The 25708-nt window shown below is 66.6% G+C and carries 21 protein-coding genes; 13 read left to right on the top strand and 8 right to left on the bottom strand.

Annotation, left to right across the window (positions count from 1 at the left end; translation table 11 throughout):
* Window positions 1–75 precede the first annotated feature (75 nt).
* The 4 genes from LJE61_RS11210 to LJE61_RS11195 all read left to right on the top strand — a co-directional run bounded on the left by LJE61_RS11210 (window position 76) and on the right by LJE61_RS11195 (window position 2903).
* A complete protein-coding gene (locus tag LJE61_RS11210; protein ID WP_296909543.1) occupies window positions 76–468 on the top strand; it encodes a DUF302 domain-containing protein in 393 nt (130 codons plus the stop codon).
* A gap of 317 nt (window positions 469–785) precedes the next feature.
* A complete protein-coding gene (locus LJE61_RS11205) occupies window positions 786–1349 on the top strand; it encodes a PAS domain-containing protein (RefSeq protein WP_296909542.1) in 564 nt (187 codons plus the stop codon).
* Complete coding sequence (locus LJE61_RS11200) at window positions 1346–1702, top strand: response regulator (protein ID WP_296909541.1); 357 nt, start codon at window positions 1346–1348, stop codon at window positions 1700–1702. Before LJE61_RS11205 ends, LJE61_RS11200 begins: the two co-directional genes overlap by 4 nt.
* A gap of 577 nt (window positions 1703–2279) precedes the next feature.
* Window positions 2280–2903, top strand: a complete 624-nt coding sequence (locus LJE61_RS11195; protein WP_296909540.1) for a phosphoribosyltransferase — start codon at window positions 2280–2282, stop codon at window positions 2901–2903.
* Window positions 2904–3068: 165 nt separating this feature from the next.
* Here LJE61_RS11195 and LJE61_RS11190 read toward each other — a convergent pair whose 3' ends face one another.
* From LJE61_RS11190 to LJE61_RS11170, 5 genes are all read right to left on the bottom strand, one after another.
* A complete protein-coding gene (locus LJE61_RS11190; RefSeq protein ID WP_296909539.1) occupies window positions 3069–4691 on the bottom strand; it encodes an MFS transporter in 1623 nt (540 codons plus the stop codon).
* 522 nt (window positions 4692–5213) lie between these two features.
* Entirely contained in the window at window positions 5214–6338 is a 1125-nt protein-coding gene (locus LJE61_RS11185) for an ABC transporter permease (protein WP_296909538.1), read from the bottom strand.
* 1 nt (window position 6339) lies between these two features.
* The gene (gene rbbA / locus LJE61_RS11180; protein WP_296918414.1) at window positions 6340–9075 is read right to left on the bottom strand and encodes a ribosome-associated ATPase/putative transporter RbbA; all 2736 of its coding nucleotides are present in this window, start codon (window positions 9073–9075) and stop codon (window positions 6340–6342) included.
* The gene (locus tag LJE61_RS11175; RefSeq protein WP_296909536.1) at window positions 9039–10109 is read right to left on the bottom strand and encodes an HlyD family secretion protein; all 1071 of its coding nucleotides are present in this window, start codon (window positions 10107–10109) and stop codon (window positions 9039–9041) included. Before LJE61_RS11175 ends, rbbA begins: the two co-directional genes overlap by 37 nt.
* 198 nt (window positions 10110–10307) lie before the next feature.
* Window positions 10308–11180: a DUF1295 domain-containing protein gene (locus tag LJE61_RS11170; RefSeq protein WP_296909535.1), complete on the bottom strand. Its 873-nt coding sequence runs from the start codon at window positions 11178–11180 to the stop codon at window positions 10308–10310.
* A gap of 502 nt (window positions 11181–11682) precedes the next feature.
* Between LJE61_RS11170 and LJE61_RS11165 the strand changes: the two genes are divergently transcribed.
* The 5 genes from LJE61_RS11165 to LJE61_RS11145 all read left to right on the top strand — a co-directional run bounded on the left by LJE61_RS11165 (window position 11683) and on the right by LJE61_RS11145 (window position 17028).
* A complete protein-coding gene (locus LJE61_RS11165) occupies window positions 11683–12675 on the top strand; it encodes a radical SAM protein (protein ID WP_296909534.1) in 993 nt (330 codons plus the stop codon).
* Between the two features lie 222 nt (window positions 12676–12897).
* Complete coding sequence (locus tag LJE61_RS11160; protein ID WP_296909533.1) at window positions 12898–14157, top strand: ABC transporter substrate-binding protein; 1260 nt, start codon at window positions 12898–12900, stop codon at window positions 14155–14157.
* Window positions 14154–15032: a carbohydrate ABC transporter permease gene (locus LJE61_RS11155; protein ID WP_296909532.1), complete on the top strand. Its 879-nt coding sequence runs from the start codon at window positions 14154–14156 to the stop codon at window positions 15030–15032. The genes LJE61_RS11160 and LJE61_RS11155 overlap by 4 nt, the downstream gene beginning before the upstream one ends.
* Window positions 15029–15865 carry a carbohydrate ABC transporter permease gene (locus LJE61_RS11150; protein ID WP_296909531.1) on the top strand — a complete coding sequence of 279 codons (837 nt, stop codon included), beginning with the start codon at window positions 15029–15031 and terminating at the stop codon, window positions 15863–15865. Before LJE61_RS11155 ends, LJE61_RS11150 begins: the two co-directional genes overlap by 4 nt.
* A gap of 2 nt (window positions 15866–15867) precedes the next feature.
* Window positions 15868–17028: an ABC transporter ATP-binding protein gene (locus tag LJE61_RS11145; protein WP_296909530.1), complete on the top strand. Its 1161-nt coding sequence runs from the start codon at window positions 15868–15870 to the stop codon at window positions 17026–17028.
* 10 nt (window positions 17029–17038) lie between these two features.
* Here the strand turns inward: LJE61_RS11145 and LJE61_RS11140 are convergent, their stop codons facing one another.
* Together LJE61_RS11140 and LJE61_RS11135 are read right to left on the bottom strand one after the other, a co-directional pair.
* Complete coding sequence (locus LJE61_RS11140; RefSeq protein WP_296918412.1) at window positions 17039–18340, bottom strand: alpha/beta hydrolase; 1302 nt, start codon at window positions 18338–18340, stop codon at window positions 17039–17041.
* A 234-nt stretch (window positions 18341–18574) separates the two neighbouring features.
* Window positions 18575–20224, bottom strand: coding sequence for a cation:proton antiporter family protein (locus tag LJE61_RS11135; protein ID WP_296918411.1), 1650 nt, complete (start codon window positions 20222–20224; stop codon window positions 18575–18577).
* A gap of 532 nt (window positions 20225–20756) precedes the next feature.
* Here LJE61_RS11135 and LJE61_RS11130 point away from each other — a divergent pair.
* Entirely contained in the window at window positions 20757–21059 is a 303-nt protein-coding gene (locus tag LJE61_RS11130; RefSeq protein WP_296909527.1) for a hypothetical protein, read from the top strand.
* 97 nt (window positions 21060–21156) lie between these two features.
* Here the strand turns inward: LJE61_RS11130 and LJE61_RS11125 are convergent, their stop codons facing one another.
* A complete protein-coding gene (locus tag LJE61_RS11125) occupies window positions 21157–22692 on the bottom strand; it encodes an FAD-dependent oxidoreductase (RefSeq protein ID WP_296909526.1) in 1536 nt (511 codons plus the stop codon).
* Window positions 22693–23032: 340 nt separating this feature from the next.
* On the opposite strand from LJE61_RS11125, the gene LJE61_RS11120 reads away from it, so the two are divergent.
* The 3 genes from LJE61_RS11120 to LJE61_RS11115 form a co-directional block, all read left to right on the top strand.
* Window positions 23033–23275: a hypothetical protein gene (locus LJE61_RS11120; RefSeq protein WP_296909525.1), complete on the top strand. Its 243-nt coding sequence runs from the start codon at window positions 23033–23035 to the stop codon at window positions 23273–23275.
* A 734-nt stretch (window positions 23276–24009) separates the two neighbouring features.
* A complete protein-coding gene (locus LJE61_RS15345; protein ID WP_363306060.1) occupies window positions 24010–24192 on the top strand; it encodes a YbhB/YbcL family Raf kinase inhibitor-like protein in 183 nt (60 codons plus the stop codon).
* A gap of 559 nt (window positions 24193–24751) precedes the next feature.
* Window positions 24752–25708: tetratricopeptide repeat protein (locus tag LJE61_RS11115; protein WP_296918409.1), on the top strand; the 957-nt coding region annotated here is incomplete at its 3' end.

Here is a 25708-nt window from a genome sequence, read left to right as displayed (position 1 = left end):
AGCGTCTGGCTGTCTTGCCCGACCGCTCCCTGAGAGCGGTGCTTCGAAAACCCGCGATCCTCTGGAGAAAGCCCCGTGAGCTACGCATTCGGCGTGGAGATTGACCTGCCCTTCGACGCGGCCCTGGAGCGCGTCATGTCCGCCCTGGCCTCAGAACATCTCGGCATTGTCAGCGACGTCAATGTCGCTGCCATCCTCAAAGCCAAGCTGAACGAGGACATCGGCGGCTATCGCATCCTGGGCGCCTGCGCTCCGGGGCTGGCCAAGCGCGTGATTGATGGCGAGCCGTCAGCCGGTGCCTTGCTGCCCTGCAATGTTGTGGTCCGCCACGTCTCCCCATCCCGGACCGCCGTGGATTTCATGGATCCGGTCACGGTGCTCGGTTTGGCTCACAACGAGGCTGCGGACCAGGTGGGCGCCGAGGCGCGAAGAATCCTTGAAAGGGTTGTCAACACTCTGAAGGGCTGAACCCTGCCGGGTCGGTGCTCGACTGGTTCGGATCAGGCAGCCCGGGTGACGCTGAAGATCCGACGCCTTGACGGCTCGGGCGATGCCGGCGGAAAGGCGGAATCCGGGGGAAGCGTCGCGAGCCTTATGCCAATCAGTATCTCAAGGATGTCAGAGCCTGCTCCACTCTGACCAGCCTTCCTTAGGCTGGCGGTTTGCGCTTCGAGCGCATTGCTGTCAGGCTTGGGATCGAGCAGCCGACAAGGCGAGACCTCGAAGCGAGGTCCTCACCAGGTCGGGCAAGTGGCGTTGAAGATGTCGAAACCTTCGCGAACATCATGAGCCAACGTGCGAACCCCTGTGATTGCGTTCACCGGATCGACAGCGACGGCCGGATCAGCTTCGTCAACGACGCCTGGTTGGTGTTCGCCGAACAGAACGGCTGGCCGGTGACGGCCGCACAGGTGATCGGCTCGCCCTTGATGCAGCAGATCGCTGATTTGGAAACCCGGCACATCTATCAGCTACTCATCGACAGCATCCGGGGAGGGGGGCGCCAGGCCCGTTTTCTCTACCGGTGTGATTCCCCGGATCGTCGACGTCTCATGGAGATGCGGGTCAGCGGCCGCGCGCCGGGGCAAGTGGAGTTCCGCAGCCGCGTGCTTCGCCTGGAGCCGCGCGAGCCCGTGGCGCTGCTCGACCCTCGTCACCAAAACCGCTCCAGCGACATCCTGACCGTCTGCAGCTGGTGCAAAGCGGTGCTGGCAGAACAGACCTGGGTCGAAGTGGAGCAGGCGGTGCGGCGACTCGCCATACTGACCGAACGCGCGCTGCCGCGGATCAGCCACGGGATCTGCCCTGGCTGCAGCGAGCGCATGAAGACGGCAGGTGAGCATCGATGAAGATCCTCGTTCTGGACGACAATCACGTCCTCGCGCAGGCACTGTCCGATCATTTGTCCGAGCATGGCCACCGTGTCGTCCCAGCGTACGAGGGACGACTCGGATCGATTCTCTGTGAACGGAAGGATTTCGATCTGATCGTGATCGACCTAATCTTGCCCGATGTAAACGGAATCGACGTGCTGGAGCAGCTGCAGAGGAAGGACCGGATGCCGAGGGCGATCGTGATGAGCGGCTTCGCGGAGCTGCTGAGCGAGGTGTCCCCCCGCATGGAGGCGTTGCATGTCGAAGGCGTGCTCCAGAAGCCATTCTCGTTCTCGGATCTCGATGACCTGCTCACACGAGTCCACTGACTCGAGCGATCCTCGATCAACCCGCCGGACCCTAGGAGCCTGTCTGACTAAGGATGAATCAACTACGGAAGCGGGACAGCGGTCCATGTCGCCCCGCTCTTTCGTTACATAGCCCCCACTATGCGCCTCAAAACCGGAACGCAATGGCCTCGCTCTCCCACTCCCTCGCTTCGATCTCCCTCAGTCCGACAGGTTCGTGCGCCGGCATGGTGATGGAAGCGAGATCGGTGGGCGAGGGCGCCGGCCGGCGGTTGACGGCAGGGCGCGGAGCCACGTGGGCGCAGATCGCAGCCGTTGGTGTAACCGCAGCGGACGTGGCCCGCGTGCGGGATTCTCCGGGCGAGCGGGTTGTCCCCGGTATAGGGACGGGAGTCGGCGCTTGTCTGTCCATGGTCCGCATCAGGACCATTTCATGAGGACGAATTGACTTGGCCCGATCCAGCATGCCCGGCGTCTCCACCTGGCGCACGGATCTGATCCTGTTTCAGAGGGGCAGGGGGATCCGGGCCGGGGCGCGGTCATTGCGAAGTCCCGTTTCCGGGGATGGGAGTGCACTGGCCAAGGCTGTGAGTCGACCATGCGATTCGAGTACGTGAGCTGGAGCCGCTTCGCGAGCCTGTGCGGGGTGCTGTACCGGCGGATTGATGCGGACGGGTACAAGCCTGATCTGATTGTAGCCGTCACGCGAGGCGGATACCCGGTCGCACGGGTGCTGGCCGATTATTTCGGGGTTCTGGATCTTGTGACCCTCAAGATCGAACACTATCGCGGCCCCGACAAGATGCGTTCCGCCGTGGTCCGTTACCCGCTGCCCCTCGACATCCCCGGGCGGCGGGTTCTTCTGGTCGACGATGTGTGCGATTCGGGCGACACCTTCGCCGTCGCCCTTCGGCATCTGGACGCAAAGGGCCCGCCCGCGGCGCTGCGAACCGCGGTTCTGCATCACAAGCAGACATCCGGCGTGACGCCCGACTACCATGCCCGGCGCGTGCTGAAATGGCGTTGGATCACATATCCCTGGGCCTTGGTGGAGGATCTGACCTCATTGGTCGCGCGGATGGAAGGTCGGCCCGAGACGGTCGAAGCGCTGGGCGAGCGGCTCGCCGCGGTGGAAGGTTTGGAGTTGCCTTCCGGGGTTCTCGAAGAGGTTGGTCCGATCGTGCTCGCACGGGCACGCGAGGCTGACATCAATCGCCTCTGATACGGCCGTCTTCGGCACTTGCGAACCATCACCCTGCTTGCTGTGCTGGGTCGGGCGGTCAGCCCTTGTCACCCCCAATCGGCGGTGACCCGACACAAACCTGGGCCGGGACTGAAGAGCAGCGCCGCGGCGGAGCGTCTGATGTGACGAGGTTTGCAGCGATCCTCAGGCACTGCGCAGTCGCGTGGCCTTAACCACGCCGATAGCGGCAAAGGGCAGCACGAGGCCGAGCGCCATGACGGTCAACAGCAGCCAGCCCAGCTCGGAGTAGTCTGCCGGGACCGTGACCATCGCATTGGCGCCGCCGCGGACCTCCCGCGTGACGGTGAAGACTTGATTGAGATACTTGGTGCCAAGCTGACCGGCCGAGAGGGCGAGGTTGGTGAACGAGGCCATGACCGCGAAGAAGGTGGCCTTGAGGTGGGCGGGGGCGGAATTCGCGATCCAGGCGAGCATCGGGATCATGGCGACCTGTCCCAACGGCGACTCCACGGCTGTGTCCACCAGGGCAATGAACCGGGCGTCCACCACGCCGGCGGTATGTGCGGCGGTCCAGTGATGGACACCGAAATACAGCCCGACGTTCGGCAGCGCGAGCAGGGTGGCCAGGATCGTGAGAACGCCGACGATGTAGGCAATGGAATAATCCGCCATGAAGCGGCGGAAGGCGAACATGGCCGCCAGCGCCATGCTGCTGCCGATCAGCGACAGTACGGAGAGGAAATGCTGATCGAATCCAAGGACGTCGATCATCCACCAGGTCTCTCCCGCCCCGGGGGTGGGGACGGCCCGGTAGACGAAGATGATGATCGCGGTGCCGAGCAGCAGGCGCCCGGCCTCGGGCGTGAGCTCCCGCAGCAGGCGCGTGATCAGGAAGATCACGATGGAGAGCGACCCGAGGAATACGATCTCCTCGTTGTAGGGGACATCGCCCAATCCCACCGCCAGCGTGAACACCACGAACACCAGGCTGCCGCCGAGGATCCAGGCGTTCGGTTTGGTCGGCTCGGCACGGCCACGGAGCAGGCGCTCGGCAGCGGGCCCATGGCCGAGCGCGCGCAGCCGGCGGACCTCGCGGCGCTTCGTCAGACCGCCCAGGATCACGCCTGAGACCGAGGCCGCCGGAATCAACAACGCGAGCGCATAAATGCGGACGTAGGTGGCGAGCTTGTCGGGCTCGTCCATGCCCTCCACGTCCCTGAACAACCAGACGTTCAGCAGCGCGACGACCACGCCGCCGCCGATGATGGCGACCCGTCCCAGGGTCTGCATCGTGGTGTGCATGAGGCGCCGGCGTTCGGGCGCAATGGGCCAGCCGTCCTCGTCCAACGTGGGGACCGCCTCGACGGTCATGGCGTCAGCCACCACGTCTTGAACCACATAGCCAAGCGGTGCGAGCAGGACGCTCAGGACGTACCATGTCTCCACCGGCATCAGCTCCGCCATCGACTGCGGTCGGGTCAGCAAGCCGAGCATGATCAGCAGACTCGTTGCGATGAGTCCGGCGCCGGCATAAACCAGCACGGCCTTGTAGCGCCAGATCAGGTCGACCAGATGACCCAGCGGCATCTTCAGGGCCCAGGGGATCATGGCCCAGAAGGCGAGGGCCGCGAGCAGCTCAGCGGAGAGCCCGAGGTAGTCCTTGACGAAGAAGGTCCCGACGATCGCCGTCAGGCCGGACACTCCGGCGGCGAGATACACCATCAGGGGTGGCAGGTAGGACAGCCGTACCTCCCGTCCCAGCTCCAGAACGGTGCGGTCGAGCCAGCGATATGCGCGCGTCCACATCGCCAGGCAGCATGCAGTCAGTCGATGGACGTTTCAACCTCGAGAAAGCCGCCCGGACGGAACAGTTTCGGCTGCGCGTAGAGGGGTCTGCGGGGGCGTCCACAGCGGGATGCTTGATCTCGACCTCCGTGTCGCCGGGGTTGGCCGCGAGGATCAATAGGGCGCCGTCGCCGAGCCGCGCATGGACTCGTATGCCCCGTCGCCCGATCAGCTCGAATTGGTCTTGGCCGCCTGTGGTTCCCGGCAGGGGGGGCGATCTCCCGCCGGCGAACGGTGAGCAGTTTCCGGCGGAACCGGTGCCAGTCCGCGTGCGGCTCGGTGCCGAGGCTGTCCCAGTCGATCGATGAACGCGTATGGCCATCGAAGGTGCTCCCGGCTGCCGCGGGACCCGCTCCGGAGCATCGGCGGCTCCAGGCGCAGCGGCTGGCCCCCAGGAGGATCGGCGCGTTCGCGCAGATCGTCAATCGGTGTCCTCCGCCTCGACGGGTCCACCTGTCCCGGGACGATCCTGTTCCTCGGCAGTCACAGGCGGGTCAGACTCACCGTCTGCCGGAAGCGGGCGAGGGCGATGGCGAAGGCCAACGCGCCCAGGCCCAGGGTCGCGGCCAGGTGGGGCCAGACCAGCTCGAGCCCGGCGCCGCGGAAGACCACCGATTGGACGAAAGCGACGAAGTGGGTAGTGGGTGAGATGAGCATCAGCCGCCGCAGCAGATCCGGCATGGCGTCGAGCGGGGTGTTGGCGCCCGAGAGCATGTACATGACCAGAAAGAGCGGGATGGAGAGCAGACCGAACTGGGGCATGGTGCGGGTGAGTGTGGCCAGCAGGATGCCGAAAGCGGTGAGCGCGAAGAGATAGACGCCTAGTCCGAGCACGAAGAGCCCGAGAGACCCCGCGTTGGGGACCCCGAGCAGCCCCTGGACGACCACCAACATGGCGAGGGTCGCGGCTACGACGATCACCAGGGCGTTGGCCCAGACCTTGGCGAGCATGATCTCCGCGGAGGTGAGCGGCATCACCAGCAGGTGCTCGATGGTTCCGTGCTCGCGCTCGCGGATCAGCGCCGCCCCGGTCAGGACGATGCCGAGCAGTGTAACCATGTTGACGATCTGCATCACCGCCAGGAACCATGTCGACTCGCCGTTCGGGTTGAAGGCGAGTCGGGTGACCGGCACCACCTGATCTGGCGCCTCCGCCTGGTCGCCGTGGAGGTAGCGCAGCGGCTCATCGGTGAGCACCCGCTCCAGATAGCGCGCGCCTGCGCCCGCCATCGCCATGGCGGTCGCGTCGACATTGACCTGCACCGCCGGGCTGCGGCCTTCCTCGGCATCGGCCTGGAACCGGGGCGGCAGGTCGATCACGAAGGTGTATTGGCCGGCATCCATCGTCGCGTCGATATCGGCCACCCCGATGTGGTCCGGCGACTGAAAGTACGGCAGGCGCAGGCTCTCGGCCATCCTGGCCGAGAGCGGGGAGCGGTCCTCGTCGACGATCGCGACCGAGGCGTTCTTGAGCTCGAGCTTGACGCCGCGCGCCGGGGCGATGATGGCAAAGGTGAAGGCGTAGAGTATGAGCAAGACGAGGACGGGATCGTAGCGCAGGCTGATGAGCTCCTTGAGCCCAAGGCGATAGACGTTGGTGAGCCGCATCTCAGCGCTCCTGGGTCCGCAGCAGGGCGAGCCCGAGCAGGAAGAAACCAAGTCCGAAAGCGGCGAGCACCAGGTCGTCCAGCCAAAGGCCACCCAGGGTCAGCCCCTTGGTGAAGGTCCCCACGCTCACATGGTTGAACCAGGCGCTTGGGAAGCCGTGGCCCATGAAACGCGCTGGACCCGTCAGCGCGGAGACCGGCACCAGCATGCCCGAGAACAGGATGGTCGGGATGGTGCTCGCGATGGCCGTGCCGAAGACCGCCGCGATCTGGGTTCGCATGAAGGTCGAGATCAGGAGCCCGAGCCCGGTGCTCGCGAAGACGAACAGGACCGCCCCCAAGGTGAGTGCGCCCAGACCCCCGGTCAGCGGCACCCGAAACAGGAAGAGCGCCATCATGAGCAGCATGACGTAGCTCAGGAGGGCCAGCCCCACGTAGGGGAGCTGCTTTCCGAGCAGGAACTCCACGCCGTTGCTCGGCGTCGCGTAGAGGTTGACGATTGAGCCCAGCTCCTTCTCTCGCACCACCCCGACCGCGGTCATCGTGGCCGGGATCATGATCAGCAGCAACATCAGGATCCCCGGCACCATTGCATAGACGCTTTTGAAATCCTGGTTGTAGCGAAAGCGGGTCTCGACGTCCACCAAGGCCGTGGACGGGGCGCCGCCGCGGGACTCCAGATAGTGTCGATGCACCCCTTCGACGTAGCCGCGGATGGTGTCGCTGCGGAACGGGATGGCCCCATCGATCAGGAAGCCGACCTCGGGCCGGGCGCCGCGCTTCAGGGCCCGCCCGAAGCCCGGCGGGATCTCGATCGCCAGGGTCAGCCGGCCGCTCGCGAGCCGCCGTTGCATGTCCGTGTCAGTGACGAGGGGGGGCTGCTCGGAGAACCAGGGCGAACCGGCGAAGTGCTCAAGGTACTCCCGGCTCGCCGGGCTGCGGTCGTGGTCGAGCCCGGCATAGGCGATCTCTTCGACGTCGAAGGAGATTCCGAATCCCATGGCGAACATCAGGAGCACCGGCCCGAGCAGGGCGAAGGCGAGACGGATCGGGTCGCGCCGCAGCTCGGTGGTCTCGCGCCTGACAAAGGCCCAGAGCCGGCGCAGGAAGAGTCGGCGCGGGCTGGGCGGCGGGCGCGGCCGGCCCGGGTGCGGGCGTGCCCCCCCCCACTCGGCGCGCGACTCCTCACCGCCCTGCGCGAGGCCCCGCTCCATGTAGGCGACGAAGGCGTCCTCCAGCGTCGCCGCGCCCCGCTCGGCCTTGAGTGCACCCGGGGTGCCCTCGGCGAGAACCCGTCCCGCGTGCATGAGCGAGATGCGGTCGCACCGCTCTGCCTCGTTCATGAAGTGGGTGGAGATGAAGAGGGTCACCCCCTGCTCACGGGAGAGGCCGAGCAGCTGCTCCCAGAAGCGGTCACGGGCGATCGGGTCGACCCCGGAGGTCGGCTCGTCCAGGATCAGGAGCTCCGGCTCGTGGATCACCGCGACCGCCAGCGAGAGGCGCTGGCGCACCCCAAGCGGCAGCTCCTCGGCCCGGGCGTCGAGATGCCGCGCGAGATCGAAGCGCTCGCTGACCTCCGCGATCCGCCGGGGTATGTGCTCGGGGGGCAGGTGATAGAGACGCGCGTGCAGGTCGAGGTTCTGCCGTACGGAGAGCTCCCCGTAGAGCGAGAAGGATTGGGACATGAACCCCAGGCGGCGGCGCAGGGCCGCGTCCTCCGCCTCCACCGGCTGACCGAACACGAAGGCCGAGCCCTCGGTGACCGGCAACAGGCCGGTGAGCATGCGCATGGTGGTGGTCTTGCCGCTGCCGTTGGAGCCGAGGAAGCCGAAGATCTCCCCCTTGCGGATCGATAGATCGACCCGATCGACGGCGGTGAAGTCACCGAAGCGGCGGGTCAGTCCCTCGGCCCGGATGGCGGGTGGGCCGCCCCCCGTGGGCGGACGGGTTCGGACCGCCAGGGGCCGATGGGCGCCCCGTCGCTCTGCGGGGAGCAGGGCAACAAACACCGCCTCCAAGTCGTGCTCGCCGGTTTGCGCGCGCAGCTCGGCCACGGTGCCCTGGGCGAGCACGCGCCCGGCGTCCATTGCCACCAGGGTGTCGAAGCGCTCGGCCTCTTCCATGTAGGCCGTGGACACCAGGATGCTGAGGTCCGGGCGCCGCAGACGCAGCCGCCCCATCAGGTCCCAGAAACGACGCCGGGAGAGCGGATCGACGCCGGTCGTCGGCTCGTCGAGGATCAGCAGGTCGGGCTCGTGGATCAGTGCGCAGCAGACCCCGAGCTTCTGCCTCATGCCGCCCGAGAGGTTGAGCGCGGGTCGGTCGATGAAGGGGGCGAGGCCGGTGGCCGCGGTGAGCTCGGCGATGCGCTCGGCCCGGGTGGCCCGGTCCTGCCCGAACAGGCGGCCGAAGAAATCCAGATTCTCCCGGACCGAAAGGGCCGGGTAAAGGTTCCGGCCGAGCCCCTGCGGCATATAGGCGATACGCCGGAGCACCGCTTCGCGCCCGCGGCGCAGCCGCAGGTCCCGCCCCAGCACCTCGACGCGTCCGGACTGGATCCGGCGCACACCCGCGACGATGCCGAGCAGCGTCGACTTGCCGACCCCGTCCGGGCCGATCAACCCGCTCATCCGCCCGGCGGGAAGCTCCAACCCCACCCCAGCGAGGGCAGTGGCCGAGCGGTAGGCGTGGCTCAGCCCGCTCAGTCGGACAACGGGGGGCGCGGTGTGCTCGGCCATGTCGGCAGCCTCGGGGCGAGATGCTCGGGCCAGGGGGTCTCCGGTCTGATCTGCACGTAGGCGACACCGGGGACTCCCGTCTTTACCCATGCCTCGTAGCGGGCGAGGAGCTCGGGGTCGATGCGCACCTTGACGCGGAAGGCGAGGTTTTCGCGAACGCTTTGGGTCTCTACCTGTTTGGGGGTGAACTGGGCGCGCGGGGCAACGAAGGAGACTTCAGCGGGGATCACGTACTGAGGGGCGGCATCGAGCAGGATCCGGGCCGGTGCGCCGAGGGCGGCCCATCCGGCCGCCGGCGCGGGCAGAAAGATGACCATGTAGACATCGGTCAGGTCAAGCAGGGTCAGGACCTTGCCGCCTGCCCCCAAGACTTCGCCGGGTTCCGCCAGGCGGTAGAGCACACGGCCGCCCCGCGGTGCCTTGAGGGTGCTGTCGGCGATATCGACCTCGATGCGCTCGATACTCGCCTGTGCCGCCTCGATCGCCGCATCGCTCGCGGTCACCTGGACCTGGGCGGCCCTCAGTGCCGCCTCGGCGGTGCGTGCATCGGTGCGGGCCCGGTCGACCTGCTCCTCCGAGACGAACTGGTCGGAGCGCGAGAGTCGCTGTAGACGCGCGAGCTCGCGGCGGGCGAGCTCGAGCTCGCTCACGCGCTGCTCCACCACGGCCAGCGCGTACTCGCGCTCCTGCTGGGCGCGCCGCCGCTCCGCGCGGGCCTGGCGCTGCTGGGCCGCAAGCGCATCCGTGTCGAGCACCGCGACCACCTGTCCGGCCTCCACCCGGTCGCCCTCGCGCACGCGCACCTCCGCCAGCCGCCCCGGCAGCTTGGTCGCCACGTCCACCTCGGTTGCCTCGAGGCGACCATTTCCCATCGCAAAGCCGTCGGGCAGCGCGGGCTCGCCCAGCAGGTCATCCAACATGTCGGGGAACGCCTTCAGATCGCCGCCGGCGACGAGAACCCACCCTGCTGTGGCGACCACGAGAAGGCTGAGAAGGATCGCCGCGACGACCAGCCAGCGGCGTCTGGAGCTCATGAATTGCGGCCTGGGTGGTCCGGGCGACAGCGCCCGTTGCGATTCTAGCGCCGCCGATCACGCCGCGAAAATGGGTTGGTAGACCGCAGGCGGGGATCCAAATCGCGGCTCGACGGCGACGCGATTGAGCCGCGGGAGCGCGGGACCCACTGGACCCGCCCATCCCAAAGAAGGCGGAGGCGCATCTCCCGCAGCGGATCAGCTTGGCCGGCGCGGAAAGAGCGCCGGCGTCCGTGCCTTGTAGGCTCGAAACGTGGGGTCGTCACCCCAGCGCTCTTCGGCTTTGGCCTCCAGCAAGGGGATGCCGCTGACTCGGGTGAGCAAGAGGAAGACGAATGCCGGCGAGAGCAGGGTCAGATACTGCCATCCGGAGAGCGCCGGCAGCGCGATCAGCGCGATTCCGACCCACAACGTGATCTCTCCGAAGTAGTTGGGGTGGCGCGACCAGGCCCACAGCCCGGTGGTGATGAAACGGCCGGCATTGGCCGGGTCCCGGCGGAAGCGGCGCTTCTGGTTGTCACTGATCGCCTCGGTTGCGAAACCGACGATCCAGATCCCGATACCGAGGAGCCCCACGAGCCCCAGCGGCACGGTCTTCGACGAGGTGATGGCGGCCAGCGCGGCGGCGAGCGTCAGGAAGATCCAGAGGCCTTGGAGCGTCCAGGCCATCAGAAAGCGGGCGAACGATGGCTTGATGGTGTCGAAGCGGTCGTCGCGACCGGCCTGCCTGACGCGCAGGAACAGAAAGCTGCCCAGGCGGAGCGCCCAGATGGAAACCAACCCGACGAGCAGGATGGATCGCGCATCGTACGCGCCGGCAAGGAGTAGGGTGCCGATCGCCACGGCCAGATAGGTGAGACTGCCCGTGAGGTCATAATAGTGCTCGGTCTGTGCCCGGTAGGATGGAACGAAAACGATCCACTGCACGATGAAGGCGAACGCCCCGGCCAGCGCGAGTACCGGCCACCCGGAGACGGTCACGCCGCCTTGACTGCCGGCCCAGGCCATCCCGGCGGCGATCGCCAGGGCCGCGAGGATCGCGAGGATGGGTACGATGACCTTGTCGTTCATGTCCGTCGGACCGATGGGCTGGAAGTAAAAAGATGGTCGGTTTCGAGTCGACCGGCAGCGACTCGGGCGACCCGAACGCCCCCGAGATTCGGAGATGATGGGAGCGAGCCCGAGATTCGACAAGGACGCTCGGATCCGGCTGCGGTGGATTCTCCTGTAGGCGTTGCCGTCGCTGGTGACCTCGGTCGCGGCGCTCCCCATGGCCCTCCTCGTGCCGGCCTTCTAAGCCGAGGAGCTCGGGGTGCCGCTCGCGGCCGTCGGTGCCGCGATCGGCGTATACTCCCGGTAGGAGCCGGGCGCCCGGAAGCCGAGTGCGCGGATGCGCTCGGCGGTGGGTCTCTTGTCGAGGGGAGACACTGGGGGTCTTTCGGTCATAGTGAAACATGTTTGATCAAATCATTTTGATCGCGAAGAGCGATCTGATCGGGAGGGTCCGTGCGGCGATGCCGCTCGGCGCCCGGCCGCACCGGCTGCGACCTCCTCAGCCAAGGGCCTGACCCTCATGCTGATCTTCGGACCCGTCCCTTCGCGGCGCCTCGGGCAAAGCCTCGGCATCAACAACATCCCGCCGAAGTCGTGCTCCTACTCCTGCGTCTACTGCCAGGTGGGACCCACGTCGCAAACGGAGATCGCGCCGCGGACCTTCTACGCGCCTGAGCGGGTCGTCCAAGAGGTCGAGCGGCATCTCGCACGGCTCAGGGCGCGCGGGGAGCGGGTGGACTATCTGACCTTTGTCCCGGACGGCGAGCCCACCCTCGACGCTCGCCTGGGTGACACCATCGAGCGCCTGCGCCCCTTGGGGATCCCGATCGCGGTGATCTCCAACGGGTCGCTCCTGTTCCGCGCGGCCGTCCGCGAAAGTCTGTGTAAGGCGGATTGGGTGTCGGTGAAGATCGACGCCATCGAGACGGACGTGTGGCGCCTGGTCAACCGGCCGCATCCCGACCTGGATCACGCCGAGATGCTGGAGGGCGTGCTGGCCTTCGCTGCCCGCTACCGAGGCACGCTTGCCACCGAGACCATGCTGGTGGCCGGCATCAATGACGGCGATGCCAACGCCGAGGCCGTTGGCCGCTTCATCGCGCGGCTTGCCCCGCCCTGTGCCTATCTGTCGGTGCCGATCCGACCACCGGCGGAACCCGGCGTGACGCCTCCCGATGCGGACAGGCTCAACCGCTTCTTTCAGATCGTCCGCGGCCACACCGAGCGGCTGGAGCTGCTGAGCGGGTACGAGGGGGACGCCTTTGCCTCCACCGGAAACCTGGCGGACGACCTGCTGGCAATTGCCGCCGTCCACCCCTTGCGCGAGAGCGCTGTGCAGGCGTTGGTCGAACGTTCGGGAGGCGCCTGGGCCGTGGTGGAGCGGCTGGTCGCAGATCGCCTGCTGGTCGCGACAGAGTTTGGCGGCCACCGCTTCTACGTGCGCGGCCTGCATCGGGATCCCGCCCCGGGTCGGGGAGCGCGGATCGGGCATGCGCAGGCCGACACGGATTGAGGGCGATCACCCCCGGGGATGGACAGTGGTGACAGATGTCCGGTGCGGCATCCTGCGCTGTGGGTTCGGACTGCTCGCTGGCCCGGCTCCGGGGAAGCGCCCGACGTCTCGATTGTAGGAGGCGGGTTCCGTCAGGGCGGGTACGGGTGGACGCCTCGCCGTCTTATGGCGCATCCTTTGGCAGTCGACGGGCTGGTGGGCGCCAGCGACGCTGGATGCGACATGCGAGGAAAGAAGCAACCGAAATCGCTGCTATACCGCTGGACCGTGGCGGCATTGGCTGCAAATCTGCTGCCCGGATGCAGTGTGGACGCGCCCGAGACCCCGGTACTGCGCTGGTACGTGTTCGACGAGCCATCCGGGGCCTTCGCCGAGGCGTCGCGACGCTGCGCCGAGGCGTCGGACGGCGCCTACCGCGTCGAGCTCAGGCCCTTGCCGGCAGATGCCGATCAGCAGCGCGAGCAGCTGGTGCGCCGTCTCGCCGCCCGCGACGACGACATCGACATCATCGGGATGGACGTGATCTGGACCGCCGAGCTCGCCGAGGCCCGTTGGATCCTGCCCTGGCCCGAGGATCAGGCGGAGGCTGCGCGGGAGGGCAGGATCCCGGCGGCGGTCGCGAGCGCGACCTATCAGGGGAGGCTCTGGGCGGCGCCCTTTACCACCAACACCCAGCTACTCTGGTACCGCACCGACCGCGTGTCACGGCCACCCCAGACCTGGGACGACATGATTGACATGGCCGAGTCACTGGGCGAGGAGGGCACCATCCAGGCCCAAGGGGCCCGCTACGAGGGGCTCACTGTCTTCTTCGTCTCTCTGCTCGCATCGGCGGGTGGCTCGGTGTTGGACGAGGCGGGTGCCGCTGCCCTGCAGCCGGGTCCCGTGCGTGAGGCCCTGCGTCTCATGCGACGCCTCGCCGGGTCACCTGCCTCAGACAGGGGGCTCGCGAGCGCCCGCGAGGATCAGGCTCGCCTGGCGTTCGAGTCCGGCGGCTCGAGCTTCATGCTCAACTACACCTATGTGTGGCCGAGCGCCCGCTCGAACGCCCCGGCGGTCGCCGAGCATATGGGCTGGGCGCGTTGGCCGGCGGTCGAGGCGGGCCGACCGAGCCGGGTGACGATCGGCGGAATCAATTTGGGGGTAGGGGCCTTTTCGCGGCACCCGGACCTGGCCCTGCGCGCCGCCGCCTGTATCGCCTCGCGCGACGGCCAGCGGCTCGCCGCAGAGCGCGGCGGTCTGCCGCCGACCACCGCCGCCCTCTACGACGACCGCCAGGTGCGCGCGACCTTTCCCTTCGCCGATCTGCTGCGCGAGACCTTGAACGACGCCGCCCAGCGGCCCAAGACCCCTCTCTACAACGACGTCTCGCTGGCGATCAGCCGGACATTGCACCCACTCGCCGAGATCGACCCGGACGGCGATGCGGAGCGCCTGCGGCAGGCGGTCGGACGCGCACTGCGCTCGGAGGGGCTCTTGTGAGTCCGCGGCGCGACGCGTCCGAGGAGCGTTTCGGGTGGCTGCTGTGCACACCGGCGGTGCTGGCCATGCTGCTGGTGACCGCCTACCCGATCCTCTATGCCCTGTGGCTGTCGCTCTTTCGCTACGACCTGCGTTTCCCGGACCAACGGGAGTACGTCGGGCTCGCCAACTATGCCAGCGTGCTGACCTCCGGAGTCTGGTGGGAGTCCCTCGCCAACACCCTGATCATTACAGTGGCGTCCGTCGCCATCGAGCTGGTGTTGGGCATGCTGCTTGCGCTGGTGATGCATCGGGTGCTCTTCCTGCGGCGCACCGTCCGGGCCTCCGTCCTGGTCCCCTATGCCATCATCACGGTGGTCGCGGCGCTGGCCTGGAAGTTCGCGTTCGATCCGGTGACCGGTTTCGTCAATCCCTGGCTCGGGCTGGAGCAGGCCTGGCTCACCGAGCGCTGGTCAGCCTTCCTCGTGATCATTCTCACCGAGGTGTGGAAGACGACGCCGTTCATGGCCCTGCTGCTGCTCGCGGGGCTGACACTCGTGCCCCAGGACCTGCTGGACGCGGCGCGGGTGGACGGTGCCAACGCGGCGCAGCGCTTCTTTCGCGTGACCCTGCCGCTGATGCGCTCCGCCATTCTGGTGGCCCTCTTGTTCCGCACCCTGGATGCCTTTCGCATCTTCGACACCGTCTTCGTTCAGACCCGCGGCGCCCAGGGCACGGAGACGGTCTCCATCGTCGGCTATCATGCCCTGGTGACCCGGCTGAACCTCGGGCTCGGCTCGGCGGTCTCGGTGCTGATCTTCATTTGCGTGATCGCCATTGCGGCGCTCTTCGTCAAGGGCTTCAGAGTCAGCTTCGCCGCGGGGGAGGAGTCATGAAGCCGGGGAGCAGCCTGCTCGACACCCTGTTCTGGCGCGCCGGCGGGCTGCTGGTGCTCGTCTATGCACTGCTGCCGGTGGCCTGGATCCTGTCCCTCTCGCTCAAGCCCGCCGCGGACCTCAACGACAAGCACTTCGTGCCCGGCGAGCTGAGCCTCGAGCACTACCAGGCCGTTTTCGTCGATGCCCAGTTCCCGGCCGCTGTTTGGAACTCCATCGGCATCGCCGCCATCTCAACCGCCCTCTCTGTGCTGCTCGCCATGTTCGCCGCCTACGCCATCGTCCGGCTGCGCTTCCGCGGACGCGCCCTGATCCTGGGGGCGGCCCTGTCGATCGCCATGTTTCCGCCGGTCGCGGTGATCGGACCCCTGTTCAATCTTTGGCGGACCCTCGGCCTCTACGACACCTGGCCCGGTCTGATCCTGCCCTACATGACCTTCACCCTCCCGCTGGCGATCTGGACCCTGTCCGCCTTTTTTCGTGAGATCCCCTGGGACCTGGACAAGGCGGCACGGGTGGACGGGGCCACACCACTGCAGGCCTTTCGTCACGTGATCGTCCCGCTGGCGGCGCCGGGGGTCTTCACTGCGGCGATCCTGGTGTTCATCTTCGCTTGGAACGACTTCCTGTTCGCCGCGGCGCTCACATCCACCAACGATGCCCGCACGGTGCCGGCCGCCATCGCCTTCTTCACCGGCAGCTCGCGCTTCGAGTTGCCGACGGGCTCGATCGCAGCGGCCTCGGTGGTCGTCACGGTGCCGGTGATCCTGGTCGTCCTCGTCTTTCAGCGGCGCATCGTGGCCGGGCTCACGGCCGGTGCGGTCAAGGGGTAGGCATGGCGGAGATTGTCCTCGACCGGATCGAGAAGCGCTTTGCGGACGGCACCCAAGCGGTCCGGCCAACCGATCTGACCATTCGCGACGGGGAGCTGTTCATCCTGGTGGGCCCGTCCGGGTGCGGCAAGTCGACCCTGCTCAAGATCATCGTCGGTCTGGAGCGGCCGACCGCCGGAGAGATCCGGGTCGCCGGCGAGGCGGTCACGGGTCGGGACCCCAAGGACCGCAACATGGCCATGGTGTTCCAGAGCTATGCCCTCTATCCGCACATGACGGTGCGCGAGAACATGGCCTTTCCCCTCAAACTCGCCAAGCTGAACCCGGCCGAGATCGCCGCGCGGGTCAAGGAGGCCGCAGAGATCCTGGAGCTCGGCGAGCTGCTCGAGCGCAAGCCCGCGGCGCTCTCCGGCGGTCAGCGCCAGCGCGTGGCCATGGGTCGGGCAATCGTCCGCCACCCGGCCGCTTTTCTGCTCGACGAGCCCCTGTCGAATCTGGACGCCAAGCTCAGGGTGCAGATGCGCACCGAGCTGGCGCGTCTGCAGCGACGCCTCGGCACCACCACCGTCTATGTCACCCACGACCAGACCGAGGCCATGACACTCGGCGACCGCATCGCGGTGCTGCGCAAGGGGGAGATCCAGCAGGTCGGCAGTCCGCGGGAGCTCTACCAGTGCCCCGCCAACATCTTCGTTGCGGGCTTCATCGGCTCGCCCGCCATGAACTTCGTCCCCGCGGAGATCGACGGGGACCGGCTCATCCTGCCGATGACCGAGATCCCGCTGCCCGACGCGTTGCGAGGGCGATTGTCGGCGAGAACGCGCGAGGTCATCGTCGGCATCCGCCCAGAGCGATTCACCGACGCCGCACGGTCAGGTGGGTGCGCGGGTGTCTTCAGTGCCGGCGTGGAGGTGGTCGAGTGGCTGGGGGCGGATCTCTACGTGCATTTCGACGTCCGGGCTCACACCGGGGGCAGGCTGGGTGCACTCCAGCAGGAGCTGGAGCTCGACGCCGGGCACGCCGGGCGCCTGCGTCTGGTGGCGCGCGTGGGCACGGACAGCCGCGTGCAGGAAGGGGGAGCGCTGGGTCTGTGCGTCGATCCCGGCGGCGTCCTCCTGTTCGATGCCGAGACCGGGGGGCGCCTCGACACCGGCAGCGCCTGATGCCTTCGTCTTACCACTGACCCTTCAGCGCCTGCCGCGCGGCGTCTTGAACGCTCTGGGGGTAGTGGGGCGCGAAGAACCAGACCCTGGGGCGCTCCGCCGGCTCGAGGCCGCGATGAGGCGGTTCGAGCTCTGTGCGCACCAGTAGGACGATGTCGCTGCTCGCCCAGGGGTGGCGGTACCAGTAGTGGTGTCCCTCGATATCGAAACCGCGCTCACCCTGCCCCCGCGACACGTCGATGATCTCGAGGTTCTCGAGATCATGTGATGTCGCAAAGGCTTCCTCTTCGTCCTCCGCCTCCAGGGTGCCCATGCGGGACTGCCCGCCCATGAGCGACTTGGCTGCCTCCAGTGCATCGTCGCCATCGGACACAGTGACGACCACCTGGTCAGACAGCTCGCTGATCGCGGGCAGCCGCTCGAGAAACCGGTCAACCGGCACGTCCGCCGCCGCGAAGATCACGGCACCGAGCCGGAACCGTTTTTTCAGCGCGTCGGCGTCCAGGGCGCCGTAAGCGCCCCGCAACTCATGCAACGCCTTCGAAGCCACCCTGCCGCCGGCGCTGTAGGCGATCAGGTTGATGTGCTCGGCCCGGGTGTGATCCGCCAGGAGCTCGATCAGGCGACGAAGCGAACCGGCCGAGCTGGTTGCCCGACGGACGTCCATGCCCAGGACGTAGGACAGGATGTTCTGATGTGACGGCCAGGCAAAGCCGACCCCGACGAGGTCCCGGCCGGTGAAATGGTCGATCTCGGCAGTCAGGGCACAGGCGTTGGCAAAGTCCACCTTGGTGCCGTGAACGTAGATCAGCAATTCCTTGTCCTTGGTCTTTTCGAGCTCTTTGTTGATGGCTGAGGCGACCGACTGTGCGTCGCCGACGAGGGCGTGCTCGCCGGGCTTGTCCGGCTCGATGGCCGCCAATTCCGTCGCTTCCTGCAGGGTGAGCGGAATCAAGGATTCGCGGTTAGGCGACACCGACGCCAGATAGAGATCCTCCCAGCGCGTGTTTTCATCGCCGAGTCGAACAGTGGCCCGACCGAGATGCAACAGGCCACTTGTCCCATTGCCGTAAGGCAACCCAGTCTTGAGATCCTGTGGTGCGCGGTTGGTCGCATAGAAGACTTGCGTCAGGGTGGTCTTGTCCTCCGGCCCGAGATGGGCGAAGGGGTCAACCGCCGCCTGATGGTAGAGCACCGGTGTTTCCATCAGGCCGAGCGACTTCGTAGACGCGCAGCCAAGCAGCAGCACCGATGCAGAAAGGCTGAAGACGAGCCGAGCTCGGTAGGTGCAGCTCACATCGAAGGAAGACACGTTCGGTTCGTCTTGCCTTGCTTGGCCTGCATTCTCGGCTGTGACAATCTGGTGCGACCGGGACAGGCTCATCCTCACCTCGGGGATCCTGCTAAACGTCAAGTGTAATGGACGCGCTGTTCGGGCACACCTCTGTCTGCGAAGGGTGGCGACACAGACGTAGGGCGTGCCATGGGGGCAAACAGCCGCGCGGGTCCGGCATGACAGCGCAGGCGCAGATCGAACCGGCACGCCCTATCGAATATCCGCATCCTCGATGACTCGGGTGGCGTGCCCGCCAGGCGGCCGATCGATTGGCGTCTCGACGGCGTGCCCGCGCCCGGCGCACACGTGCTGGGCGAAACCAGCCCCGGCCTCGGCGTACAGGTTGAAGACTTGGCTGACCCCGGCGGCGCGCAGGATCGTCTCGTCATCGGGGAACTTCGCGATCGCACCGATGGTTCCCTTGAAGCCCTCCTTGATCAGATGCTCCGCGGCAAAGATGTTTTCGGACACCTGCGGCATGGCCAGGAGCACCAGCTTGATATGGCCGTCGTCCAAGTGCAGCCGGTGCCAGAAGTCGGCGTCGGTGGCGCTGCCCTGCACCACGTTGCGGCCCATCTCCCGGTGGCGCGCCGCGGTGTCCGGATCGGCGTCGATGCCGACTGGCTTCAGGCCCTTGTCCAGCGTGAGGGTATCGTATGCGCCGGTGCCGACCCGCCCCATGCCGATGATCATTGCATCCGCATCGCCGGGGTCGATCTCGCGCTCGACCGGGAGCCGCACGGCGCGCTCCTGGCGCCGCAGCCGCTCGCTGAAGAGCTCGTAGAGGTCGTGGGAACGTGCATTGAGCCAAGAGGCGATCACCAATGCCCCCCCCACGGTGATGGCGACGATGGCCAGCCAATCGGACGACAGCCAACCGTTTTCCGTGGCGACATCCGCGACGATGAGCCCGAACTCGCTGAAGCTCGCGAGCGACAGGCTGCCCAGCAAGGCGGTGCGGGCGCGCAGCCCAAAGGCCAGGAAGAGCTGCTCGAACAAAAGCCCCTTTAGAGCCAGCAACAGGACCAGCACCAGCACCACGGGTGCCATGTCCAGACCGGGCGCGGCGGTCAACCCGATACTCAGGAAGAAGCCGACCAGGAAGAGATCCTTGAGTCCCAGCAGGGTCTTGGCCAACTCACCCGATTTCGCATGAGGCGCGATGAGCACCCCGAGCAGCAGGGCGCCCAGATCGCCTTTGACGTGAACCAGCTCGAAGAGCTGGGCACCGCCCAGACCGACGGTGATGCCGAACAACAGCAGCAGCTCGCCGTGTCCGGCCCGATGCAAGACCTGGCCGATGATGCCGCTAAGGGGGATGAGGGCCAGGAGCAGCAAGGCCCAGAGACTTGGGACCTTGCCCAGCGAGAACGCCAGAAAGAGCACCGCGGCGAGGTCCTGAACGATCAGGACGCCGATCGCGATGGTGCCGTAAAGAGAGCCCATCTCACCCTTCTCCTCCAGCACCTTGACCGCGAACACGGTGCTCGAGAAGCTGAGTGCGAAGGCCAGGATCAGCATGTTCCGGTGATCGAGCTCACGCAGATAGGGCAGCGCGAGCGCCCCCAACGCGAGCAGGACGGGAACGACCAGGGCGATGAAGGCGATCATATGAAGGCCGGCGACGCCCCATACCTGAGGCTGCGCCAGGCTTTTCAACTTGAGCTTGAGACCGATGGTGAAGAGCAGCAGGGTCACACCCAGATCCGACAGGGTATTGACCATGGGGGTCGCCTCTGCCCCAAAGGCGTGCAGCCCAAAACCCGCCACCAGATAACCCACCAGGGGCGGCAAGCCCATCTGTCGGGCCGCCAGGCCTGCGGCGAAGGCAATGGCCAACCAGCTAATCGTGTCGATCATCGGCCCGTGGTCCCCTCACACTGCGGCTCCCAATCCCGCCGCTCACTGACCGGCCGCGCGGCGGATACGATGCGGATGGTAACAGCTTAGGCAAAAAATCTGCCGCAACTGGGCGTCGCTGCCGCGCGATCAGGCGGCGGGTAGCGCTGCCCGGAGACGGCTGGAGCACCCTCTCCATCCAGATCCCGGGCGCCGACCATTTCTTCGACGGATGCGAAGAGCCTCTCGTCAGAGTCGGTGTTCAGTGGCTGGACGACATCGTGCAAGCTCCCTGAGATCCGGATCATGCCCGGTTTCGGGCACCCCTCTAGCGTGCGCCGACCGGTGAAGGGAAGGCCGCCCGTTGGTCGACTGCAAGCCGAGTGGATCCGGGCGATTCGCGCCCTTGTTGCAAGGTGTGCGGCATTGATAAACCGCATCGCCCCGGATTCTGGCTCACGCAGGGTGTTCAACACGTTTGCGCTCTTCAACCAGGCGTGCGAATAATCGCTGCGGCAAGGGTGGCCTTGTCCTGACCATGTGAGGTGTGCATATGGAAACCTTGATTCCGATTATCGTGCAGGCCGTGTCCGGGATGTTGGGCGGCGGGATCGTTGGTAGTCTTGTCAAGTCTGTGGGAATGAAGCTTCTGCCGAAGCTCGTGTCCGGCGTGGTGGGGGGGCTGGCCGGCGGGTCGGCCCTTGGCAGCTTGCTCGGCGGTGGCGTCGATCCCGGGACGGCGGCCTCCAGCGGCCTCGACATCGGTTCGCTGGTGACCCAGGCGGTGGGGGGTCTCGGCGGCGGCGGCATCCTGACCGGGATTGTCGGCGCGGTCATGGGTGCGCTGAAGAAGTGATGCACCGGGCCGCAGCGGATGCGGCTCGCCTCCCCGGCGTCATCCCGATGTCTGCTCAAGTGACCGGCTCCCTGGCGGGCCGCGCGGCGCCGTCCCGCTAAGAGATCGCGCGTTCCAGCTCAGCCTCTGCCATCAGGCTGTCGAGTGGGCGACGGATCGACGCAACCGCCAGCACGCGCCCGTTGCGTTTGTATCTCACCAGGCAGTCCTTCGCCGCGATATCGCCTTCGACGTCGAGCTCGTCCCAGCTCTCGGCGTGGCCGACGTAGCTGATCGGCATGTCATAGTGCTTGCTCCAGAAGAATGGTACCGCGTCGAAGACCTCGCCCAGCCCGAGCATGTTGCGCGCGGCCGTCTGTCCCTGGCGCTGGGCGACGACCCAGTGCTCGACGCGGATCGCGGTGCCGCTGTGCGGGTCCGGCCAGCGCGCGATGTCGCCGGCGGCGAAGATCCCGGGCGCGCTGGTCTGCAGATGCGCATCCACGAGGACCCCGTTGTCAAGCGCGAGTCCGGCCTGCTCGGCGAGTGACAGCCGCGGTCGCACGCCCACACCCGCGACCACCAGCTCGGCGGTGATCGAGTCCCCGCCCTTCAGTCGGACCTGCCGGGCATCGATCGAGTCGGCAGTCTCTTCGAGGTGAAAGATCACGCCGTGCTGCTCATGCAGGCCGCGCACGAGGTCGCCCATCTGGGCGCCGAGGATGCGCTCCATGGGGCGCTTCTCCGGTGCCACCACATGCACCTCGAGACCGCGCGCACGCAGGGCTGCCGCCACCTCGAGGCCGATGAAGCTCGCGCCCAGCACCACCGCGTGCCGCGCCGACTTGGCGCGCTCGATGATCGCTTGGCTGTCGGCCAACGAGCGCAGCGTATGGACGTGTGGCAGGTCCATGCCCGGCAGGGGGAGTCGCACGGGCTCGGCCCCGGTGGCAAGCAGGAGCCGATCGTAGGGCAGGGCGCCGCCGTCACCGAGCTGCACGGCGCCCGCGGCGACATCGATGCGCGCGACCTTGGCGCGCAGGCGCAGGTCGATGCCGTGCGCCGCGTAGAAGTCATCGGGCTGCAGCGGGATCCATGCCTCCGGTGCATTGCCCGCCAGATAATCTTTGGACAGGTTGGGTCGATCGACCGGCGGGGCGTCGTCGTCGCTCAGCATGGTGAGGCTGCCGTCGTAGCCCTCTCGTCGCAGCATCTCGGCGGCGGCAAATCCCGCTGCCCCACCGCCGACGATCACGATCCGACCGGGCGAGTCGGCGGCCGCCGCGACACGTCTCGGTCTCGGCAGCGGCTCTGCACGCTGCGTGCGCACGAAGACCTTGCCGTCGTGCTGCTCGACAACCCAGCATGCCACGGGGCTCAGGGCCGGTGCACGCAGCGCCTCGCCGGTGCGCAGACTGAAGCAGGCGTGATGCGCCGGGCAGCGAACCGTGTCGCCGACCATGAGCCCCTTGGCCAGCGGCACGCCGTAGTGGGTGCAGGCGGCGCCAATGGCAAAAAACGTATCACCCCGGCGCGCGAGCAACACGCCTTCTTCGCCAACGTGCCCCGCGAGCATCTCGCCGTCGGCGAGATCGCTGACCGCGATACCCGCCGTTAAATCTGGGCCCGTCACATTCGGCTGATCGGTGCTCATGGTTCTCTCCCCTTGGGTGTCCGTCTGGATTGCCGCAGATGATGCGCGTGCGGGGCACGCTAGAAAAGACCTCGGCGCGAGAAAATCCAAACCTGCCTGCAGACGAGGCGGGTGAGACGGGGTCGGGCCGGGCGCTTCCGTCGCGGTCAGGGACAAGCCGGATTCAGCCGCCGGTCTTGGAATTGCCGGAACCAGCCCGGGTTTCGCCCGGCAACGCCTCCAGCTCGAATAGCCCCCTCGTCTCGAGGCGCCGGGCTGGATCGCCGCCAGCGAGGCGGGGCCAGCGACCGCCATCAGCTGAGTAGACGACCATGTTGCCCCCGATGGGTCGGTGGGTGCCATGGTTCTTGACTCGGGCGAGGGGCAGGTCACGCCGGCGATCCGCTGGCTCGCGGTGCGGATCGGCATGTCCTTGTCGGCGTGCAGCTCAATCAAACCAGAAGCCGACATCGCAGCTGTGTCCATGGGCGTGACGAGGCGCAGCTCCAGCAGACCCCATTGGGCCGAGGTGATCGCCGGACTGAACAAGGTCCAGACCGCCAGATCACCGCCAACGAAGTCACTGGTGAGCGAGCCGCCGTGAGCCGAATGCCTGCCTGACAGCGCATGACAGTGTCGTGACATATGCACAGGGATAAGGTGCGTCGTCCGTCGCGTCATGGTCGCGACACGACCTGCGGGGGAGCCTCGGGAGATGGCCTATGTTTCAGACTTTTCGGATGAAGCCCCGTGGCGAGGACTTGACCAAATTGACGGACTGGTTTCATTTTCATGACTTAAGACACCGCCGAACGGTGTTTTCCACAATCTTTTCCACAGTTTTCCTGAATAACCGTGATTAAGTTCGCATTAATAGCGACCAGGCCCGTAATGAGAATAAGCTTAAGAAAGCAGTCGCAACATCTCAAATTGTGGCTCGGCGCCGTGATCCACTGCGCGTAAGGCCGAAGCGGCGCGCTCGCAGGCCGGCCAGGCCCTGGTAGTCGAGCAGCTGGAAGGGGCGGTTTCGGCTCTCCTACGATTGTCCTGGTTCTCCCTGAGAAAGGAAGAACCCGTCCGGGAGGTGCCACGGCGGTTGCCGGCGAAGCCCGATATCGCGCATGATCGGCTGCCAGAGCAGGCTATCCGGCCTCAGGGGGGCAGTGGTGGTCTTCCACAGTCTTCATGTGCGGCGGTACCGATGGGGAACAGTTCTTCCGCGATTGCTCTTTTCCGGAGTCATGTTGTCCGGGTTCGCCCTGCCAGCCGTTGCCTCCAAACCTGACGCGCGGGGACACAAGAGCCTGACAGTTTCTTCCAGCGCTCTTGAGCACGGTGATGAGATTCCAGGGCAATTCACCTGTGATGGCGCCAATTGGTCGGCACCGTTACTTTCACAAGCTGTATGCCCTAGATGCGACGCTGAAGCTAAGCGGTCCCTCTACCAGGACCGAAGTCGTCCAGGCCATGCAAGGGCATGTGCTGGCTAAGGCTGGGCTGATGGGAACCTATCAGCGCTGATCAACGAGTACCTCGCTTCGCCGAGCCTGACGAAACGTCAACCGGCCCGGGGTAGCCAAGTTCTGCCAGGAACGGACGCTCACCTGCGAAGCACAACCCGCCGCGACCAAGGTGTCGTCTGGTAGAAGCCGCGGTATTCTGTAGTCCGTAGAATCCCACAGTGTCGGCTCGGCCCAACGCAGAGTGGCGGATCACGCCGTGCCCAACGACGGACCTGCGAGCGCAGCCCCGACGTTGGCTATCGTGCCGAAAGGACGCTCGTCCCCGCGGATATGATACGAAATAAGTTCATGGTTTTAGCAACTTGAAAGCGTTCAAGGCGTGGCGAATCTCGAGAAAAACCTGGAGAGGTGACGTGAACAGATCGCATGGCTATCGAAGGACTCAACAGGACTCAATGTCCGCGCCACCCCGTGGCACTGCACATGGGAGCGGATTGACGCGCGGAGTGGCCCCTTCGTGCTCGATGCCCTGACCGCCACGACTGTGTACCCGCGGGCCCACATCCTATTGGCTTCAAGATGGGTCGCTGGCCCGCAGCCGACCAGAGGGTCATCCAGTGGCACGACGCGCGCCAGATGAAATCCCCGCGGCCCTGGCCGCCACTTGGCATGCCAGCATCGGGGATTTGCCGCCCGCGGCGCGCGCCTTGCTGGACCTGCTCGCCTGGCTCGCCCCGGCGCCGTTGCCGCGCTTCCTGTTCGACCATGCCGCGGCCCCGGAAGGCACCGCAACGCTGTTTGCCGACAGCGCACCCCCCGGGGTGATCCTGGCCGAGCTCTGCGCTGCCCGCCCTTCCCAAACGGACACCGAACCGGAGGACGCCATCGCTGCGCTGCGGGCGCTGTCGCTGCTGCAGCCCGCCACCGAGACCGAGTTCGCGAGCGAGGGGCGGGTGCACCGGATGCTTGCCCTGATCACCCGCGAGCGGCAGGACGAGGACACGCGCACCGCGGCCCTCACGGCCGCCCTCGCACTGGTGAACACCGCGGCGGTCGGAGAGCCAGACGACGTGCGGCATTGGACCATCTGGGAACCCCTGCAGCCCCACGTCGGCGTGCTGGTGGACCATGCCGAGGCGGCGGGCATCGGCGAGCCCACCGCGCGGCTATTGAACGCCCTTGGGCTGTTCCTGAAAGCCAAGGCCCAGTATGCTGAGGCGGAGCCCTTGATGCGCCGGGCGCTGGCTATCGACGAAGCGAGCTTCGGGCCCGAGCATCCCACGGTCGCCGTCGATCTCAACAACCTGGCAGGGCTTCTTCAGGACACCAATCGCCCTGATGAGGCGGAGCCCTTGATGCGCCGGGCGCTGGCCATCGACGAGGCGAGCTTTGGGCCCGGGCATCCCACGGTCGCCATCGACCTCAACAACCTGGCCACGATTCTTTACAGCACCAACCGCCTGAGGGAGGCTGAGTCACTGATGCTTCTGGCGCTGGCCATCGACGAGACAGGCTACGGGCCCGAGCATCCCAATGTCGCGATTCGTCTCAACAACCTCGCCGCGCTCCTTCAG

The organism is Thiocapsa sp. (assembly GCF_022340925.1).
Lineage (GTDB): Bacteria > Pseudomonadota > Gammaproteobacteria > Chromatiales > Chromatiaceae > Thiocapsa.
Note: the sequence above shows the minus strand (reverse complement) of the source record. Positions and strands in the feature narration are given on the sequence as shown.

Coding starts and splice junctions, on each gene's coding strand:
- LJE61_RS11150 (WP_296909531.1), top strand. CDS start 15,029: ATGAAGCCGGGGAGCAGCCTGCTCGACACCCTGTTCTGGCGCGCCGGC.
- LJE61_RS11125 (WP_296909526.1), bottom strand. CDS start 22,692: ATGAGCACCGATCAGCCGAATGTGACGGGCCCAGATTTAACGGCGGGT.
- LJE61_RS11205 (WP_296909542.1), top strand. CDS start 786: ATGAGCCAACGTGCGAACCCCTGTGATTGCGTTCACCGGATCGACAGC.
- LJE61_RS11190 (WP_296909539.1), bottom strand. CDS start 4,691: ATGTGGACGCGCGCATATCGCTGGCTCGACCGCACCGTTCTGGAGCTG.
- LJE61_RS11165 (WP_296909534.1), top strand. CDS start 11,683: ATGCTGATCTTCGGACCCGTCCCTTCGCGGCGCCTCGGGCAAAGCCTC.
- LJE61_RS11120 (WP_296909525.1), top strand. CDS start 23,033: ATGGTTCTTGACTCGGGCGAGGGGCAGGTCACGCCGGCGATCCGCTGG.
- LJE61_RS11135 (WP_296918411.1), bottom strand. CDS start 20,224: ATGATCGACACGATTAGCTGGTTGGCCATTGCCTTCGCCGCAGGCCTG.
- LJE61_RS11195 (WP_296909540.1), top strand. CDS start 2,280: ATGCGATTCGAGTACGTGAGCTGGAGCCGCTTCGCGAGCCTGTGCGGG.
- LJE61_RS11170 (WP_296909535.1), bottom strand. CDS start 11,180: ATGAACGACAAGGTCATCGTACCCATCCTCGCGATCCTCGCGGCCCTG.
- LJE61_RS11200 (WP_296909541.1), top strand. CDS start 1,346: ATGAAGATCCTCGTTCTGGACGACAATCACGTCCTCGCGCAGGCACTG.
- rbbA (WP_296918414.1), bottom strand. CDS start 9,075: ATGGCCGAGCACACCGCGCCCCCCGTTGTCCGACTGAGCGGGCTGAGC.
- LJE61_RS11130 (WP_296909527.1), top strand. CDS start 20,757: ATGGAAACCTTGATTCCGATTATCGTGCAGGCCGTGTCCGGGATGTTG.
- LJE61_RS11160 (WP_296909533.1), top strand. CDS start 12,898: ATGCGAGGAAAGAAGCAACCGAAATCGCTGCTATACCGCTGGACCGTG.
- LJE61_RS11185 (WP_296909538.1), bottom strand. CDS start 6,338: ATGCGGCTCACCAACGTCTATCGCCTTGGGCTCAAGGAGCTCATCAGC.
- LJE61_RS15345 (WP_363306060.1), top strand. CDS start 24,010: ATGAGATTCCAGGGCAATTCACCTGTGATGGCGCCAATTGGTCGGCAC.
- LJE61_RS11145 (WP_296909530.1), top strand. CDS start 15,868: ATGGCGGAGATTGTCCTCGACCGGATCGAGAAGCGCTTTGCGGACGGC.
- LJE61_RS11175 (WP_296909536.1), bottom strand. CDS start 10,109: ATGAGCTCCAGACGCCGCTGGCTGGTCGTCGCGGCGATCCTTCTCAGC.